Here is a 15961-nt window from a genome sequence, read left to right on the forward strand (position 1 = left end):
GCTCCGATCGCCATGGAAACCGGTCTGCGCTTCGCTATCCGCGAAGGTGGCCGTACCGTGGGTTCGGGTGTGGTTGCTACCATCCTGGCCTAACACTTTTGCGTGACCAGTCCGTTAGGCTGCTTTCGGCAGCCAAGCGGGCTTCACCTACTTCGCGGTACTCAAGCGATTGAGTCCGCACGCTCTTTGAAGGAATCGTCATGCAAAAGCAAAAGATCCGCATCCGCCTGAAGGCGTTTGACTACAAGCTGATCGACCAATCGGCTGCCGAGATCGTGGAAACCGCCAAGCGCACCGGCGCGATCGTCAAGGGCCCCGTGCCCCTGCCGACACGCTTTGAGCGTTTCGACATCCTGCGTTCGCCGCACGTCAACAAGTCTTCGCGCGACCAGTTCGAAATCCGTACCCACCAACGTCTGATGGACATCGTGGACCCGACGGACAAGACTGTTGATGCACTGATGAAGCTCGACCTGCCTGCCGGTGTCGACGTTGAAATCAAGCTGCAGTGATCATTTGAGTGCCAGAGTTGCCGTGAGGCGGCGCCAGGCACTTGAGCTGATCTAAGAAGAGGGCGATTCGAAAGGATCGCCCTTTTTCTATGGTGAGTCCAGCAGGCCTTGCGCATTCCTCAGGGTTCACGCTATACTCGCCAGCTTTTCCGCGGTGGAATTTTCCGGCGCGGAATTTGGCGCATCGTGTCCGGCAAGGCCTTCTCGAGAGGTTTTGTGCGTACGGTGCACTGGTCAGCCCGGCCAATCGATGTCGGGTGTATGTAAATGGCTTCCAGGGTCAACCTGTGGGGCTGGAGAAAAACCATGAGTCTAAGCAATCGTCTCGGATTGCTGGGCCGCAAGGTGGGCATGATGCGCATCTTCACGGACGACGGCGATGCCGTTCCTGTGACGGTGCTGGATGTGTCCAACAACCGCGTGTCCCAGATCAAGACCGTAGAGACCGACGGCTACACCGCCATTCAAGTGGTGTTCGGTGAGCGCAAAGCATCGCGCGTTACCAAGCCGGAAGCCGGCCACCTCGCCAAGGCAGGTGTTGAAGCCGGTCGTGTCATGAGCGAATTCCGTGTTGCCGCCGAAGTGGCTGCCGAATACAAGCCGGGCGCGCAAGTGCCGGTCTCGCTGTTCGCAGCGGGCCAACTGGTGGACGTGCAAGGCACATCCATCGGTAAGGGTTTTGAGGGCACCATCAAGCGCCACAACTTCAGCTCGCAGCGTGCCTCGCACGGTAACAGCCGCTCGCACAATGTTCCTGGCTCCATCTCGATGGCGCAGGATCCGGGTCGCGTGTTCCCGGGCAAGAAGATGTCGGGTCACCTGGGTGACGTGACGGTGAGCGTGCAGAACCTGGACATCGTGCGCGTTGACGAAGCTCGTCAGCTGCTGCTGGTCCGCGGTGCTGTACCGGGTTCGAAGAATGGCCACGTTGTCGTTCGCCCCGCCGTCAAGGTCAAGCTCAAGAAGGGAGCCATCTGATGCAGCTCGAGCTCCTGAATGAGCAAGGTCAGGCCACCGCCAAGGTGGACGCTCCTGATACGCTGTTTGCTCGCGATTACAACGAAGCCCTGGTGCACCAGGTGGTCGTGGCCTTCCAGGCCAACGCCCGCCAAGGCACTCGCGCCCAGAAGGACCGCGAACAAGTCAAGCACTCGACCAAGAAGCCGTTCCGTCAAAAGGGAACGGGCCGTGCACGTGCTGGTATGACGTCTTCGCCGCTGTGGCGCGGGGGCGGTCGGATTTTCCCGAACATGCCCGACGAAAACTTCACCCACAAGCTGAACAAGAAGATGTATCGCGCCGGTATGGCCGCCATCTTGTCGCAGCTGGCCCGTGAAGGTCGTCTGGCCGTGATCGATTCGATCACGCTGGAAGCTCCCAAGACCAAGCTGTTGGCCGCCAAGTTCAAGGCCATGGGCCTGGAATCGGTGATGCTGATCGCTGATCAGATGGACGACAACCTGCTGCTCGCTTCGCGCAACCTGGCCAATGTGCTGGTGTGCGAGCCGCGCTACGCGGATCCGCTGTCGCTGGTCTTCTACAAGAAGGTGCTGGTGACCAAGGCCGCTATGGAGCAACTCCAGGAGATGCTGGCATGAGCGCCCCTAAGTATTCTGAAGGCCGTCTGGCCTCAGTGCTGCTCGCTCCCATCGTGTCCGAAAAGGCCACGGCGGTTGCTGAAAAGCACAACCAAGTGTTGTTCAAGGTGCTGCGCGACGCCACCAAGCCGGAAATCAAGGCCGCTGTTGAACTGATGTTCAAGGTCGAGGTTGAGGCTGTGAACGTTGTCAACGTCAAGGGCAAGGTCAAGAAGTTCGGTCGTTCGATCGGCCGTCGTGACCACGTCAAGAAGGCTTATGTTTCGCTGAAGGCGGGCCAAGAGCTCAACTTCTCCGGGGAGGCTGCGTAATGGCCGTCGTTAAAGTCAAGCCAACCTCGCCCGGCCGCCGTGCCGTCGTGAAGGTGGTGCATTCGCACCTGCACAAGGGCGCTCCGGAAGCTTCGCTGCTGGAACCGCAAAAGCAAAATGCTGGCCGTAACAACAACGGTCACATCACGATTCGCCACAAGGGCGGTGGTCATAAGCACCACTACCGTGTGGTCGACTTCAAGCGCAACAAGGACGGCATTCCCGCCAAGGTTGAGCGCATTGAGTACGACCCGAACCGTACGGCCCACATCGCTCTGGTGTGCTATGCCGACGGCGAGCGTCGTTACATCATCGCTCCGCGTGGTCTGGAAGTGGGTTCCACAATCTTGAGCGGCGCGGAAGCCCCGATCAAGGCCGGTAACACGCTGCCTATCCGCAACATCCCCGTGGGTTCCACCATCCATTGCGTCGAAATGCTGCCCGGTAAGGGCGCGCAAATCGCTCGCTCGGCTGGCGTGTCCGTGGTGCTGATGGCTCGCGAAGGCGTCTACGCCCAGCTGCGTCTGCGCTCGGGTGAAGTTCGTCGCATCCACATCGACTGCCGCGCCACGATTGGCGAAGTGTCCAACGAAGAGCATCAGCTGCGCCAGTACGGCAAGGCCGGCGCGATCCGCTGGAAGGGCATCCGACCGACCGTTCGTGGTACCGCCATGAACCCGGTGGATCACCCGCACGGTGGTGGTGAAGGTCGTACCGGTGAAGGCCAGGCGCCTGTGTCGCCGTGGAACACCCTCACGAAGGGCTTCCGCACTCGTAACAACAAGCGCACGCAGACGTTCATCGTTTCGCGTCGCAAGAAGTAAAGGGTAGGCCATGACTCGTTCACTGAAGAAGGGCCCGTTCATTGACCACCACCTCTTGGCCAAGGTCGAGAAGGCGGTTGCTGCCAAGGACAAGAAGCCTATCAAGACCTGGTCGCGTCGCTCGACGATCCTGCCCGAGTTCATCGGTCTGACGATCGCTGTGCACAACGGCAAGCAACACGTTCCCGTTTATGTGTCGGACCAGATGGTCGGCCACAAGCTGGGTGAATTCGCACTGACCCGCACCTTCAAAGGCCATCCGGCCGACAAGAAGGCCGGGAAGAAGTAAGGATGCCAACGATGGAAACCAAAGCAATCGTTCGCGGCGTTCGCCTCTCGTGTGACAAGGGCCGCCTGGTGGCGGACCTGATCCGCGGCAAGAAGGTGGACCATGCGCTCAACATCCTGGAATTCACCCAGAAGAAGGCGGCCCTGATCATCAAGAAGGCGCTGGAAAGCGCCATCGCCAACGCCGAACACAACGACGGCGCTGACATTGATGAGCTCAAGGTCACCACGATCTATGTGGAGCAAGGTGCCACGCTGAAGCGTTTCTCTGCCCGGGCCAAAGGCCGTGGCAATCGGATCAGCAAGCCCACCTGCCACATCTTCGTGTCGGTCGGCAACTGAAGGCTGAAGGAAGACTATGGGACAGAAAATTCATCCGACCGGTTTTCGTCTGCCGGTCACGCGTAACTGGGCTTCGCGTTGGTACGCGAACAACCAGAACTTCGCGACCATGCTGGCTGAAGACCTGCAAGTCCGGGAGTTCCTGAAGGCTCGCCTGAAGAACGCCGCTGTGTCGCGCGTTCTGATTGAGCGCCCCGCCAAGAACGCCCGTATCACCATTTACTCGGCACGTCCGGGTGTGGTGATCGGCAAGAAGGGCGAGGACATCGAAAGCCTGAAGGCCGAGTTGACCAAGCGTCTGGGCGTGCCGGTGGCTGTGAACATCGAAGAAGTGCGCAAGCCTGAAATCGATGCTCAGCTGATCGCCGACTCGATCACCCAGCAGCTGGAAAAGCGCATCATGTTCCGCCGCGCCATGAAGCGTGCGATGCAGAACGCGATGCGTCTGGGTGCTCAAGGCATCAAGATCATGTCGTCGGGTCGCCTGAACGGCATCGAAATCGCTCGTTGCGAGTGGTACCGTGAAGGCCGCGTGCCGCTTCACACCCTGAAGGCTGACATCGACTACGGCTTCTCCGAAGCCAGCACGACGTACGGCATCATCGGCGTGAAGGTGTGGGTCTACCGCGGTGACCGCCTGGCCAACGGCGATGCGCCGGTGATCAAGAGCGAAGCCGGTGAAGACGATCGTCGCCCGCGTCGCAACGCCCGTCCTGGCGCCCCCGCCGGCCGTGGCCGTCCGGGTGGTGACCGTGGTCCGCGTGGTGAAGGCGGCGACAAGCCGGCTGCCACCGGTGACGCAGCCCAGCCCGCTGCCAAGCGTGTCGTCCGTAAGGTCGCACCCGCTGGCGGTGAGGCCAAAGGAGAATAAACATGCTGCAACCAGCTCGTCGCAAATACCGCAAGGAGCAAAAGGGCCGTAACACTGGTGTTGCCACCCGTGGTGCTGCCGTGTCTTTCGGTGACTTCGGTCTGAAGGCCACTGAACGCGGTCGCCTGACGGCTCGTCAAATCGAAGCTGCACGTCGTGCAATCTCGCGCCATATCAAGCGCGGTGGTCGCATCTTCATCCGCATCTTCCCCGACAAGCCGATCTCCCAGAAGCCTGCTGAAGTCCGGATGGGTAACGGCAAGGGCAACCCGGAGTACTACGTCGCTGAAATTCAGCCTGGCAAGGTGCTCTACGAGATCAACGGTGTGCCGGAAGCCCTGGCTCGCGAAGCGTTCACTCTGGCAGCTGCAAAGCTGCCGCTGAGCTGCACCTTCGTGACCCGCCAGGTCGGCACCTGAAGCGGAGAACACCATGAAAGCATCTGAACTGCGTGGCAAAGACGTCGCTGCCTTGGAAAAGGAAGTGACCGACCTGCTGAAGGCCCATTTCGGCCTCCGCATGCAAAAGGCGACCCAACAGTTGACCAACCACACCGTGCTGGGCAACACGCGCCGCGACATCGCTCGTGTCAAGACTGTTTTGGCCGAGAAGAAGAAGGGAGCCGCGAAATGACGCAAGCTCAAGAGAAGAACACGCGCACCCTGGTGGGTCGCGTGGTCAGCGACAAGCGCTCCAAGACCGTCACGGTCCTGGTCGAGCGTCGCGCCAAGCACGAGCTCTACGGCAAGATCGTGGCCCGTTCCCGCAAGTACCACGCCCATGATGAAAATGGCGAGTACAAGATGGGTGACGTCGTCGAGATCGCTGAAGGCCGTCCGTTGTCCAAGACCAAGAGCTGGGTTGTGACCCGCTTGGTCGAGAAGGCACAAGTGGTCTGATCGCTGCTAGACATGTCTTTCGCGGGGTCTTAGTGCCCTGATTGACAGGAATGACCGGAACGCTGGAATACTGGCGCCCGGTCATTTTTCATTTTCGAAGTTACTTTCTCTCGTCGCATGGGCCTTCTGTGCGCGATGAGTTCGTTGCTTCCAATTCCGCTACCCAACTAAAAGGACAACTCCATGCTGAAGATTGGCGATCGCCTGCCCGCTGCGACCTTGCAAGAATTCATTGAAGTCGAGGGCGAGGGTTGCTCCCTCGGTCCGAATAAGTTCGCTGTTGACGCCCTGGTGGCTGGCAAGAAGATTGCCATCTTTGCTTTGCCTGGCGCCTTCACGCCAACTTGTTCCGCCCAGCATGTGCCTGGCTATGTGCAGCAGGCTGCGGCTCTGCGCGCCGCTGGTGTTGATGAGATCTGGTGTCTGTCTGTCAATGACGCATTCGTCATGGGAGCTTGGGGCCGCGAGCAAAAGACTGCAGGCAGCGTGCGCATGATGGCTGACGGTAGCGCTGAGTTCACCAAAGCAACGGGACTGACTCTGGACCTGACGGCGGGTGGGCTCGGTCTACGTTCGCAGCGCTACTCCATGCTGGTCGTCGATGGCGTTGTCAAGACGCTCAATATTGAAGCTCCGGGCAAGTTCGAAGTCAGCGACGCATCGACCATGCTGAGCCAGGCTCAGCAGGTCTGAGCTCGCGCGGCACCGTTCGGCGCTGCGCATCGTCGGGCGCTTGCATGACACAGGCCTCGCGAGAGGCTGACTATTCAATTGTTTTGCAAATCGCGCTTGACGGCACCAGAGCTTCTGGTGCACAATCTAAAGCTTCGCCGAACGCAAGGCGCATCTAGTGATGCGTTATGGCCTCGGATCCGCCCTCAACTGCTGGGCGCGAAACTCACACAGGAGTGCTGAGAATCGCGTTTGGTCAACGGGCCCAAGACTGACCGATGAGCTTTGTGCGTCATGCATGGGGTGATTTGGGAAAAGTTGGGGATAGACATGATTCAAATGCAATCGCGACTTGATGTCGCGGACAACACTGGCGCTAAATCCGTCATGTGCATCAAGGTGCTTGGTGGTTCCAAGCGTCGTTATGCCGGGATTGGTGACATCATCAAGGTCAGCATCAAAGAAGCTGCGCCTCGTGCCCGAGTGAAAAAGGGTGAGGTTTACAGCGCTGTGGTGGTTCGCACCGCCAAGGGCGTTCGTCGTCAAGATGGCTCTTTGGTCAAGTTCGACGGCAATGCCGCCGTGCTGCTGAACGCCAAGCTCGAGCCGATCGGCACTCGCATCTTCGGCCCCGTTACGCGTGAACTGCGTACGGAGCGTTTCATGAAGATCGTGTCGCTGGCGCCTGAGGTTCTCTGAGCTCAGCCACAGACAAAGGTATTGCCATGAACAAGATTCGCACAGGCGACGAGGTCATCGTTCTGACCGGCCGTGACAAAGGTAAGCGCGGCGCGGTTTCGCAACGCGTGGATGCTGATCACATCGTCGTCGACGGCATCAATGTCGTCAAAAAGCACGTCAAGCCCAACCCGATGAAGGGTACCACCGGTGGTGTGGTGGACAAGACGATGCCTATCCATCAATCCAACGTGGCGATTTTCAACGCTGCATCCGGCAAGGCCGATCGCGTGGGCATCAAGCTCACCGCCGATGGCAAGAAGGTGCGCGTTTACAAGTCGACCGGCGAAGAGATCAAGGCTTAAGGGGTTCGACATGGCTCGTTTGCAAGCGTTTTATCGCGAAAAAGTTGTGCCCGACCTCTCGACGAAGTTTGGTTACAAGTCGGTCATGGAAGTGCCGCGCATCACCAAGATCACACTGAATATGGGTGTGAGCGAGGCCGTTGCCGACAAGAAGGTCATGGACCACGCCGTGGGTGACCTGACCAAGATCGCCGGCCAGAAGCCCGTCGTGACGAAGTCGAAGAAGGCGATTGCCGGCTTCAAGATTCGTGACTCGGTGCCTATCGGCTGCATGGTCACACTGCGTGGCGTCCAGATGTATGAATTCCTGGATCGCTTTGTGACGATCGCGCTGCCGCGCGTTCGTGACTTCCGTGGTATCTCGGGTCGCTCGTTCGACGGACGTGGCAACTACAACATCGGCGTCAAAGAACAGATCATCTTCCCTGAGATCGACTATGACAAGGTGGATGCGCTGCGTGGTCTGAACATCAGCATCACCACTACCGCCAAGACGGACGACGAAGCCAAGGCTCTCCTGGCTGCGTTCAAGTTTCCGTTCAAGAACTGAGGTGACTCGTGGCTAAAACTTCACTTATTCAACGTGAACTGAAGCGCGACGCGTTGGTGGCCAAGTACGCGAAGAAATACGCGGAACTGAAGGCAATCATCAACGACGCGAAGAAGTCGGACGAAGAGCGCTACATCGCTCGCCTGGAGCTGCAGAAGCTGCCTCGCAATGCCTACCCGACCCGTCAGCGTAATCGCTGCGCGTTGACTGGCCGTCCCCGCGGTACTTTCCGCAAGTTCGGCCTGGGCCGTAACAAGATTCGTGAGCTGGCCTTCAAGGGCGACATCCCCGGTGTCGTCAAGGCCAGCTGGTAATCGGCACGATTAGGAGATTTCGCAAATGAGCATGAGTGATCCTATCGCCGATATGCTGACCCGCATTCGCAACGCCCAAAGCGTTGAGAAGCCCAGCGTCGTGATGCCTTCCTCCAAGTTGAAGATCGCGATCGCCAAAGTCCTGAAGGACGAGGGTTATATCGACAGTTTCGCAGTGCGCGGTGAAGCCGCTCGCCCGGAGCTGGAGATTGCGCTGAAGTATTACGCCGGACGTCCGGTGATCGAGCGCATCGAGCGCGTGAGCCGCCCCGGCCTGCGCATTTACAAGGGCCGCCACGATATTCCTCAGGTCATGAATGGCCTGGGTGTGGCGATTGTCACCACCCCGCAAGGTGTGATGACGGACCGCAAAGCACGTCAAGCCGGCATCGGCGGCGAAGTGCTCTGCTACGTCGCCTAAGCGCAAGGAGATTTACACAATGTCCCGCGTTGGAAAAATGCCGGTCGCCATTCCCCAGGGAGTGGACGTGACCGTGAGCGCTGATCAAGTCAGCGTCAAGGGCGCTCTGGGTACGCTGGTGCGTCCCCTGAACGGCCTCGTGACCATCAAGAATGAAGGCGGCCAGCTGTCTTTCGTTCCCCGTGACGACTCGACCGCCGCTGGCGCGATGAGCGGTACCGTTCGCGCTCTGGTGGCCAATATGGTCAACGGCGTGAGCAAGGGTTTCGAAAAGAAGCTGAACCTGGTTGGCGTGGGCTTCCGTGCCCAGGCTCAAGGTCAAAAGCTGAACCTGCAGATCGGTTTCTCTCACCCTGTGGTGAAAGACATGCCGGCTGGTATCAAGGTTGAGTGCCCGACCCAGACCGAAATTCTGATCAAGGGCGCGGATCGCCAAGTGGTCGGACAGCTGGCAGCAGAAGTGCGCGCCTTCCGTCCGCCGGAGCCCTACAAGGGCAAGGGCATCCGCTATTCCGACGAGAAGGTCTCTCTCAAAGAGACCAAGAAGAAGTAAGGAGCAGCGCCATGTTGACCAAAAAAGAACAGCGCATCCGTCGCTCGCGTCAGACTCGTGCCCGCATTGCGGTGCAGCGCGTCGTGCGCCTGACGGTCTTCCGCTCCAATCTGCACATTTACGCAAGCGTCATCTCCGACGATGGCACCCGTGTGTTGGCCAGTGCTTCGACCGCCGAAAAGGCTGTTCGCGAGCAACTGGGCGGCGCTGGCAAGGGTGGCAATGTGGCCGCAGCCACATTGATCGGCAAGCGCATCGCCGAAAAGGCGAAGGCTGCTGGCATCGAGAAGGTTGCTTTCGACCGCGCAGGTTTCGCCTATCACGGTCGTGTCAAGGCTCTGGCCGAAGCAGCCCGCGAAGCCGGCCTGCAGTTCTGACGCAAAAAGGATTTCGAAATGGCAAAGTTTCAACCCCGCGTGCAGACCGAAGGCAATGACGACGGCCTGAAGGAAAAGATGATCGCGATCAACCGCGTCACCAAGGTGGTGAAGGGTGGTCGTACTCTGAGCTTCGCCGCGTTGACGGTGGTCGGCGACGGCAATGGCCGCATCGGCATGGGCAAGGGCAAGGCGAAGGAAGTTCCCGTCGCAGTGCAAAAGGCCATGGAATCGGCTCGTCGCAATATGGTCAAGGTTGACCTGCGCAACGGCACCATTCACCACAATGTGGTGGGTGGCCACGGTGCAGCCAGCGTCATGATGATCCCCGCACAAGCCGGTACCGGCGTGATCGCTGGTGGTCCGATGCGCGCGGTCTTCGAAGTGATGGGCGTGACCGACATCGTGACCAAGAGCCACGGTTCGACCAACCCTTACAACATGGTTCGCGCCACTCTGGACGCGCTGAAGCGCTCCACGACGGCTGCGGAAGTCGCCGCCAAGCGCGGCAAGTCGGTCGAAGAAATTCTCGGCTGATTCGCCAGCATTGGAGTAGACACATGTCTGACAAGAAAACCGTAACCGTCAAGTTGGTTCGCAGCCCCATCGGTACACGTGCTTCGCACCGTGCCACCGTGGTGGGTCTGGGCCTGCGCAAGCTGAACAGCACCAGCGTGTTGGAAGACACGCCGGCCGTGCGCGGCATGATTAACAAGATCGCCTACCTCGTGCAGGTGCTGTAAGCATCTTCACGAACAGAGGACAACACATGCAACTCAATACCATTCAGCCCGCAGCTGGCGCCAAGCACGCCAAGCGCCGCGTGGGCCGTGGCATCGGCTCTGGCCTGGGCAAGACCGCAGGTCGTGGCCACAAGGGTCAAAAGTCGCGCGCTGGCGGCTACCACAAGGTGGGTTTCGAAGGCGGTCAAATGCCTTTGCAACGTCGCCTGCCCAAGCGTGGTTTCAAGTCGGCTGCTTTGAAGTTCAATGCCGAAGTGAACCTGGACGATCTGCAAGCCCTCGTGGCCGACGAGATCGATCTGATGACGCTGAAGGCTGTGGGCCTGGTGCCCGAGCTGACCAAGAACGCCAAGGTCATCCTGTCAGGTTCGATCAGCCGCAAGGTCGCGCTCAAGGGCGTGGGTGCGACGGTTGGTGCCAAGGCGGCCATCGAGGCAGCCGGCGGCTCGGTCGCTTAAAGCTTTAGGAACGAGGCACAGTGGCTACCAACGCAAACCAACTGGCCAAGAGCGGCAAGTTCGGCGACTTGCGTCGTCGTCTTGTGTTTCTGTTGCTGGCTCTGGTCGTGTATCGCATCGGGGGTCATATCCCGGTGCCTGGTATCGATCCGGCTCAGCTGCAGCAGTTCTTCAAGGGTCAGGAGGGTGGCATCCTGAGCCTGTTCAATATGTTCTCGGGCGGCGCTTTGTCGCGCTTCACCGTCTTTGCGCTGGGCATTACGCCCTACATCTCGGCGTCGATCGTGATCCAGTTGATGGGTTATGTCGTTCCGGCCTTGGAAGCGCTGAAGAAGGAAGGCGAAGCAGGCCGTCGCAAGATCACGCAGTACACACGTTACGGGACCTTGGGTCTGGCGTTGTTTCAGTCGCTGAGCATTGCTCTGGCGCTTGAGAGTTCGGCCGGCTTGGTTGTCAATCCGGGTTTTGGCTTCCGCTTGACGGCGGTGTCCAGCTTGGTGGCCGGAACGATGTTCCTGATGTGGTTGGGTGAGCAGATCACTGAGCGTGGCTTGGGCAATGGGATCTCGATCCTGATCTTTGGCGGTATCGCCGCAGGTTTGCCTGGTGCTATTGGTGGTCTGTTGGAACTGGTGCGTACTGGGGCTATGGGTCCTGTGTCCTTCCTGTTCCTGTCGGCTGTCATCGTTGCCGTGACCTATTTGGTGGTGTTCGTCGAGCGCGGTCAGCGCAAGATCTTGGTGAATTACGCCAAGCGCCAGGTGGGTAACAAGGTCTATGGTGGTCAGTCTTCGCACCTGCCGCTCAAGCTGAACATGTCGGGCGTGATTCCGCCGATCTTCGCGTCGTCCATCATCTTGCTGCCGACCACGATCGTGAGTTGGTTCGCTACGGGTGACGGCCTGCGCTGGTTGAAGGACCTTGCTGGCATGGTGGCGCCAGGACAGCCGATTTACGTGCTGCTCTACGCCGCTGCTATCGTGTTCTTCTGCTTCTTCTACACGGCGCTGGTGTTCAACAGCCGTGAGACTGCAGACAACCTGAAGAAAAGCGGAGCGTTCATTCCGGGTATCCGCCCGGGTGACCAGACTGCAAAGCATATTGACAAGATCTTGTCTCGTTTGACCCTGGCGGGCGCCATCTACATCACCGGTGTGTGCTTGCTGCCAGAGTTCTTGACCTTGAAGTACAACGTGCCGTTCTATTTTGGTGGCACCTCCCTGTTGATCATTGTTGTGGTCACCATGGATTTCTGGGCTCAAGTGCAGTCTTACGTGATGAGCCAGCAGTATGAATCGCTGCTGAAGAAGGCAAATTTCAAGGCCAGCTGAAAAGCTGATCCCCCGTTTAATCAATTTCCATCAGAACAGAAACGAAGGCATGGCGAAAGACGACGTCATTCAGATGCAAGGCGAGATTCTTGAGAATCTTCCTAATGCCACGTTTCGAGTGAAGCTGGAGAACGGGCATGTTGTTCTCGGCCACATCTCCGGCAAGATGCGGATGCATTACATCCGCATCCTGCCTGGCGACAAAGTCACCGTTGAACTAACCCCGTACGATTTGAGTCGTGCTCGCATCGTATTCCGGGCGAAGTGAGCTTTTCTTTTCCCCGGTTACGCGCTGTGAGCGCATTTGAGTAGGTCAAGGAGCAGACCATGAAAGTTTCGGCATCCGTCAAGCAGATGTGCCGCAATTGCAAGATCATCCGTCGCAAGGGCGTGGTGCGTGTGATCTGTACCGATCCGCGCCACAAACAGCGTCAAGGCTGATTGCTGCACGACACGAGCGAATTAGAGGACGCACATGGCACGTATTGCTGGTATCAACATTCCGCCGCATAAGCACACTGAGATTGGTCTGACTTCCATCTACGGCGTTGGCCGTACGACGGCTCAGAAGATCTGCACGACTTGCGGTATTCCTTTCGACAAGAAGGTCAAAGACCTCACCGACGCTGATCTGGAAAAGATCCGTGACGAAGTGGGCCGCATGACCATCGAAGGCGACCTGCGTCGCGAAATGTCGATCAACATCAAGCGCTTGATGGACCTCGGTTGCTACCGCGGTTTCCGTCATCGTCGCGGTTTGCCGATGCGCGGGCAGCGTACTCGCACGAACGCTCGCACTCGTAAGGGCCCGCGCAAGTCGGCCGCTACGGGCAAGAAGTGATCTGCGCACAGCATTGAAAGAAGGTCAAGATGGCAAAAGCACCCAATAACTCGGCTGCGCAACGCGTTCGCAAGAAGGTTCGCAAGAACGTTGCCGATGGCATTGCACACGTTCACGCGTCGTTCAATAACACGATCATCACGATCACCGACCGTCAAGGCGGCGCTCTGTCCTGGGCTTCCAGCGGCGGCCAAGGCTTCAAGGGTTCGCGCAAGTCGACTCCCTTCGCAGCCCAGGTGGCAGCTGAGGTGGCCGGTCGTGCCGCTCAAGACCAAGGCATCAAGAACCTGGACGTCAAGATCAAGGGTCCCGGCCCGGGTCGCGAGTCGTCGGTTCGTGCTCTGGGTGCTTTGGGCATCCGGATCAACTCGATCTCTGATGTGACACCGGTGCCGCACAACGGCTGCCGCCCGCAAAAGCGTCGTCGCATCTAAGTTTCCACGGATGCTCGCTTTTCTGCGATAATCTGCGGTTACTCATCGCCGGCGGGCACGTAAGTGCCGCGCCGGCGGTTCTGTTGAAGCCTTCGGGCTTGTTTGTGGCCTATTCGATCGTGTATGTCGCGATCCAGGCTGATTGTTGAAGACCACCGTCTGAGCCGATAAAAACACTGGCCGGACTCGCGCAGGGCTCATCTTCGATAGGTGTGCTGGCGTTAGATTGAACAAGGACACTCAAAGTGGCACGTTATCTCGGCCCCAAGGCCAAACTTTCCCGCCGTGAAGGCACCGACTTGTTCCTGAAGAGCGCTCGCCGCCCCATCAGCGACAAGGCGAAGTTTGATTCGAAGCCTGGCCAGCATGGCCGCACTTCCGGTCAGCGCACGTCTGATTTCGGTCTGCAGCTGCGTGAAAAGCAGAAGGTCAAGCGCATGTACGGCGTTTTGGAGCGTCAGTTCCGCCGTTACTTCGCAGAGGCCGAGCGCCGCAAGGGTTCGACGGGTGTCAACCTGCTGACGCTGCTGGAATCGCGTCTGGACAATGTCGTGTATCGCATGGGCTTTGGCTCCACTCGTGCAGAAGCCCGTCAGTTGGTTTCGCACAAGGGCATCGTCGTCAACGGTGAAGTCGTGAATATCGCGTCTTACCTGGTCAAGGCCGGTGACACCGTGGGCGTTCGTGAGAAGGCCAAGAAGCAGCTGCGCATTGCTGACTCTCTGAAGCTGGCCGAGTCTATCGGTTTGCCCGCCTGGGTCACTGTGGACGGCACCAAGTTGGAAGGCGTCTTCAAGAAGGCACCTGACCGCGACGAGTTCGGCGCTGAGATCAATGAATCGCTGATCGTTGAGTTGTACTCGCGTTAATCGATCTTCTTTTGCCGGCGATGCTCTTGCGAGCATGGCCGGCGTTTCCTCGTCTGGGCTTAGCGCAGACGCGCAAAGCCCGGCTGGTCCCTCAGCCTTATCGGTGTAACGAACCGAGGGTATTGAAAGAAAGACCTCATGCAAACAAACCTGCTCAAACCCAAATCCATCAATGTGGAGCCCCTGGGCGGACATCGCGCCAAGGTGACTCTGGAGCCGTTTGAACGCGGCTATGGCCACACTCTGGGCAATGCTCTGCGCCGTGTGCTGTTGTCGTCGATGGTGGGTTATGCGCCGACAGAAGTCACGATCGCTGGGGTGCTCCACGAGTACTCGGCCATCGACGGTGTGCAGGAAGACGTCGTTCACATCATGCTCAACCTGAAGGGCGTGGTGTTCCGTCTGCACAACCGCGAGGAAGTGACCCTGGTCTTGCGCAAGGAAGGTGAAGGCCCGGTGACGGCAGCCGACATCCAGACCCCGCACGACGTCGAGATCGTGAACCCTGAGCATGTCATTGCCCACCTGTCGCAAGGTGGCAAGCTCGACATGCAAATCAAGGTTGAAAAGGGCCGTGGCTACGTGCCCGGGTCCATGCGTCGTTATGGCGATGAGCCCACCAAGTCGATCGGTCGCATCGTTCTGGACGCGTCCTTCGCTCCGGTGCGCCGTGTCAGCTATGCGGTGGAAAGCGCCCGTGTGGAGCAGCGCACCGACCTGGACAAGCTGGTCATGGAAATCGAAACCAACGGCGCCATCTCGCCCGAGGAAGCGATCCGTGCTTCGGCCAAAATCCTGGTGGAACAACTGGCCGTGTTCGCTCAGCTGCAAGGCAGCGAAGTGCCTGATTTCGACCAGCCTGCACAGCGCAGCTCGTCGTTCGACCCGATCCTGCTCCGCCCTGTGGACGAGCTGGAACTGACGGTGCGTTCGGCCAACTGCCTGAAGGCCGAAAACATCTACTACATCGGCGACCTGATCCAGCGTACCGAGACCGAGCTGCTGAAGACCCCGAATCTGGGTCGCAAGTCGCTCAACGAAATCAAGGAAGTGCTGGCTTCGCGTGGTCTGACTCTGGGCGCGCGCCTGGAAAACTGGCCGCCGCAAGGACTGGACAAGCGCTGATCCGTCTCCCCCGCAAGGGTTGCGCCTGCAGGGCTGGCTTCGCCAGTCAGGCTGGCGCTTTTGGATTCATTAGTTTTTAAGAAGGGTGGCCTTTCCGGCCACCCGGTGCACCCGGGCAGTACCTGATACGGCTGCTGGGATTAATCGAGAAAGGAATAGCACCATGCGTCACCGTAACGGCCTCCGTAAGCTGAACCGTACCTCCGAACACCGCAAGGCGATGCTGCGCAATATGTGCAACTCGCTGCTGCAGCACGAAGCCATCAAGACCACCGTCCCGAAGGCCAAGGAACTGCGTCGCGTTGTTGAGCCCCTGATCACTCTGGCCAAGGTCCCGACCGTCGCCAACCGCCGCCTGGCTTTCGACCGTCTGCGTGACCGCGACATGGTCGTCAAGTTGTTCGACGTGTTGGGCCCGCGTTTCGCTGCCCGTCCGGGTGGCTACACCCGTATCCTGAAGATGGGTTTCCGTGTGGGCGACAACGCTCCCATGGCCTACGTTGAGCTGGTGGACCGCGGCGAAGCCGAGACTGCTGGCGAAGCTGCTGAGTAAATCCAGCGCAGCCAGGGCGCCGGAGCTGAGTC

31 protein-coding genes are annotated in these 15961 nt (G+C 59.0%); all 31 read left to right on the forward strand.

Translation table 11 applies throughout. The features are described from left to right. Nucleotides 1-93 (forward strand): EF-Tu C-terminal domain-related protein (locus tag LNV28_RS13345; RefSeq protein WP_505190963.1); only part of this gene is annotated, 93 nt, incomplete at its 5' end. Nucleotides 94-200: 107 nt separating this feature from the next. Further along, nucleotides 201-512 (forward strand): 30S ribosomal protein S10, encoded by a 312-nt coding sequence (rpsJ, locus tag LNV28_RS13350; RefSeq protein WP_102766015.1) that lies wholly within the window; start codon nt 201-203, stop codon nt 510-512. A gap of 306 nt (nt 513-818) precedes the next feature. Continuing rightward, the gene (gene rplC / locus LNV28_RS13355; protein ID WP_263521060.1) at nt 819-1490 is read left to right on the forward strand and encodes a 50S ribosomal protein L3; all 672 of its coding nucleotides are present in this window, start codon (nt 819-821) and stop codon (nt 1488-1490) included. Beyond that, nucleotides 1490-2110, forward strand: coding sequence for a 50S ribosomal protein L4 (gene rplD, locus LNV28_RS13360; protein ID WP_102766017.1), 621 nt, complete (start codon nt 1490-1492; stop codon nt 2108-2110). The genes rplC and rplD overlap by 1 nt, the downstream gene beginning before the upstream one ends. Next, the gene (rplW, locus tag LNV28_RS13365) at nt 2107-2421 is read left to right on the forward strand and encodes a 50S ribosomal protein L23 (protein WP_263521054.1); all 315 of its coding nucleotides are present in this window, start codon (nt 2107-2109) and stop codon (nt 2419-2421) included. Before rplD ends, rplW begins: the two co-directional genes overlap by 4 nt. Further along, nucleotides 2421-3245 carry a 50S ribosomal protein L2 gene (rplB, locus tag LNV28_RS13370; RefSeq protein WP_263521052.1) on the forward strand — a complete coding sequence of 275 codons (825 nt, stop codon included), beginning with the start codon at nt 2421-2423 and terminating at the stop codon, nt 3243-3245. Before rplW ends, rplB begins: the two co-directional genes overlap by 1 nt. Nucleotides 3246-3255: 10 nt before the next feature. Further along, complete coding sequence (rpsS, locus tag LNV28_RS13375) at nt 3256-3534, forward strand: 30S ribosomal protein S19 (RefSeq protein ID WP_102766020.1); 279 nt, start codon at nt 3256-3258, stop codon at nt 3532-3534. A gap of 11 nt (nt 3535-3545) precedes the next feature. Then, nucleotides 3546-3875 carry a 50S ribosomal protein L22 gene (gene rplV / locus LNV28_RS13380; protein ID WP_263521049.1) on the forward strand — a complete coding sequence of 110 codons (330 nt, stop codon included), beginning with the start codon at nt 3546-3548 and terminating at the stop codon, nt 3873-3875. A 16-nt stretch (nt 3876-3891) separates the two neighbouring features. Continuing rightward, nucleotides 3892-4746: a 30S ribosomal protein S3 gene (gene rpsC / locus LNV28_RS13385; protein WP_263521047.1), complete on the forward strand. Its 855-nt coding sequence runs from the start codon at nt 3892-3894 to the stop codon at nt 4744-4746. Between the two features lie 2 nt (nt 4747-4748). Next, nucleotides 4749-5165: a 50S ribosomal protein L16 gene (rplP, locus tag LNV28_RS13390; protein WP_058721910.1), complete on the forward strand. Its 417-nt coding sequence runs from the start codon at nt 4749-4751 to the stop codon at nt 5163-5165. Between the two features lie 13 nt (nt 5166-5178). After that, nucleotides 5179-5379: a 50S ribosomal protein L29 gene (gene rpmC / locus LNV28_RS13395; RefSeq protein WP_137945235.1), complete on the forward strand. Its 201-nt coding sequence runs from the start codon at nt 5179-5181 to the stop codon at nt 5377-5379. Further along, on the forward strand, nt 5376-5645 hold the full coding sequence (gene rpsQ, locus LNV28_RS13400) for a 30S ribosomal protein S17 (RefSeq protein WP_263521044.1): 270 nt from the start codon (nt 5376-5378) through the stop codon (nt 5643-5645). The genes rpmC and rpsQ overlap by 4 nt, the downstream gene beginning before the upstream one ends. Nucleotides 5646-5828: 183 nt before the next feature. After that, nucleotides 5829-6338, forward strand: a complete 510-nt coding sequence (locus tag LNV28_RS13405; RefSeq protein WP_263521042.1) for a peroxiredoxin — start codon at nt 5829-5831, stop codon at nt 6336-6338. A 309-nt stretch (nt 6339-6647) separates the two neighbouring features. Then, complete coding sequence (rplN, locus tag LNV28_RS13410; protein WP_058721914.1) at nt 6648-7016, forward strand: 50S ribosomal protein L14; 369 nt, start codon at nt 6648-6650, stop codon at nt 7014-7016. 26 nt (nt 7017-7042) lie between these two features. Further along, entirely contained in the window at nt 7043-7360 is a 318-nt protein-coding gene (rplX, locus tag LNV28_RS13415) for a 50S ribosomal protein L24 (protein WP_263521041.1), read from the forward strand. Nucleotides 7361-7370: 10 nt separating this feature from the next. Continuing rightward, nucleotides 7371-7910, forward strand: a complete 540-nt coding sequence (rplE, locus tag LNV28_RS13420; RefSeq protein WP_263521039.1) for a 50S ribosomal protein L5 — start codon at nt 7371-7373, stop codon at nt 7908-7910. Nucleotides 7911-7918: 8 nt separating this feature from the next. Then, nucleotides 7919-8224, forward strand: a complete 306-nt coding sequence (rpsN, locus tag LNV28_RS13425; RefSeq protein ID WP_263521037.1) for a 30S ribosomal protein S14 — start codon at nt 7919-7921, stop codon at nt 8222-8224. Nucleotides 8225-8249: 25 nt separating this feature from the next. Then, complete coding sequence (gene rpsH / locus LNV28_RS13430) at nt 8250-8645, forward strand: 30S ribosomal protein S8 (RefSeq protein WP_102766029.1); 396 nt, start codon at nt 8250-8252, stop codon at nt 8643-8645. 19 nt (nt 8646-8664) lie between these two features. Continuing rightward, nucleotides 8665-9198, forward strand: a complete 534-nt coding sequence (rplF, locus tag LNV28_RS13435; protein WP_263521034.1) for a 50S ribosomal protein L6 — start codon at nt 8665-8667, stop codon at nt 9196-9198. An 11-nt stretch (nt 9199-9209) separates the two neighbouring features. Next, a complete protein-coding gene (rplR, locus tag LNV28_RS13440) occupies nt 9210-9575 on the forward strand; it encodes a 50S ribosomal protein L18 (RefSeq protein WP_102766031.1) in 366 nt (121 codons plus the stop codon). Between the two features lie 18 nt (nt 9576-9593). Continuing rightward, nucleotides 9594-10112, forward strand: a complete 519-nt coding sequence (rpsE, locus tag LNV28_RS13445; protein ID WP_263521032.1) for a 30S ribosomal protein S5 — start codon at nt 9594-9596, stop codon at nt 10110-10112. Nucleotides 10113-10135: 23 nt separating this feature from the next. Then, the gene (gene rpmD, locus LNV28_RS13450) at nt 10136-10318 is read left to right on the forward strand and encodes a 50S ribosomal protein L30 (protein WP_102766033.1); all 183 of its coding nucleotides are present in this window, start codon (nt 10136-10138) and stop codon (nt 10316-10318) included. A 26-nt stretch (nt 10319-10344) separates the two neighbouring features. Further along, on the forward strand, nt 10345-10776 hold the full coding sequence (rplO, locus tag LNV28_RS13455; RefSeq protein WP_263521030.1) for a 50S ribosomal protein L15: 432 nt from the start codon (nt 10345-10347) through the stop codon (nt 10774-10776). Nucleotides 10777-10796: 20 nt separating this feature from the next. Further along, nucleotides 10797-12107, forward strand: coding sequence for a preprotein translocase subunit SecY (secY, locus tag LNV28_RS13460; protein WP_263521029.1), 1311 nt, complete (start codon nt 10797-10799; stop codon nt 12105-12107). Nucleotides 12108-12156: 49 nt separating this feature from the next. Then, nucleotides 12157-12375 (forward strand): translation initiation factor IF-1, encoded by a 219-nt coding sequence (infA, locus tag LNV28_RS13465; protein ID WP_009855680.1) that lies wholly within the window; start codon nt 12157-12159, stop codon nt 12373-12375. 59 nt (nt 12376-12434) lie between these two features. Further along, nucleotides 12435-12548 carry a 50S ribosomal protein L36 gene (gene rpmJ, locus LNV28_RS13470; protein WP_056194202.1) on the forward strand — a complete coding sequence of 38 codons (114 nt, stop codon included), beginning with the start codon at nt 12435-12437 and terminating at the stop codon, nt 12546-12548. A 34-nt stretch (nt 12549-12582) separates the two neighbouring features. Then, nucleotides 12583-12948 (forward strand): 30S ribosomal protein S13, encoded by a 366-nt coding sequence (rpsM, locus tag LNV28_RS13475; RefSeq protein ID WP_263521019.1) that lies wholly within the window; start codon nt 12583-12585, stop codon nt 12946-12948. Between the two features lie 29 nt (nt 12949-12977). Continuing rightward, nucleotides 12978-13382, forward strand: coding sequence for a 30S ribosomal protein S11 (gene rpsK / locus LNV28_RS13480; RefSeq protein ID WP_058721926.1), 405 nt, complete (start codon nt 12978-12980; stop codon nt 13380-13382). Between the two features lie 245 nt (nt 13383-13627). Then, nucleotides 13628-14251, forward strand: a complete 624-nt coding sequence (gene rpsD, locus LNV28_RS13485; protein ID WP_263521015.1) for a 30S ribosomal protein S4 — start codon at nt 13628-13630, stop codon at nt 14249-14251. A 138-nt stretch (nt 14252-14389) separates the two neighbouring features. Next, on the forward strand, nt 14390-15376 hold the full coding sequence (locus tag LNV28_RS13490; RefSeq protein ID WP_263521013.1) for a DNA-directed RNA polymerase subunit alpha: 987 nt from the start codon (nt 14390-14392) through the stop codon (nt 15374-15376). Between the two features lie 163 nt (nt 15377-15539). Further along, on the forward strand, nt 15540-15929 hold the full coding sequence (gene rplQ / locus LNV28_RS13495) for a 50S ribosomal protein L17 (RefSeq protein ID WP_263521011.1): 390 nt from the start codon (nt 15540-15542) through the stop codon (nt 15927-15929). Nucleotides 15930-15961 lie beyond the last annotated feature (32 nt).

Source organism: Paucibacter sp. DJ2R-2, assembly GCF_025717675.1.
GTDB lineage: Bacteria > Pseudomonadota > Gammaproteobacteria > Burkholderiales > Burkholderiaceae_C > Paucibacter_A.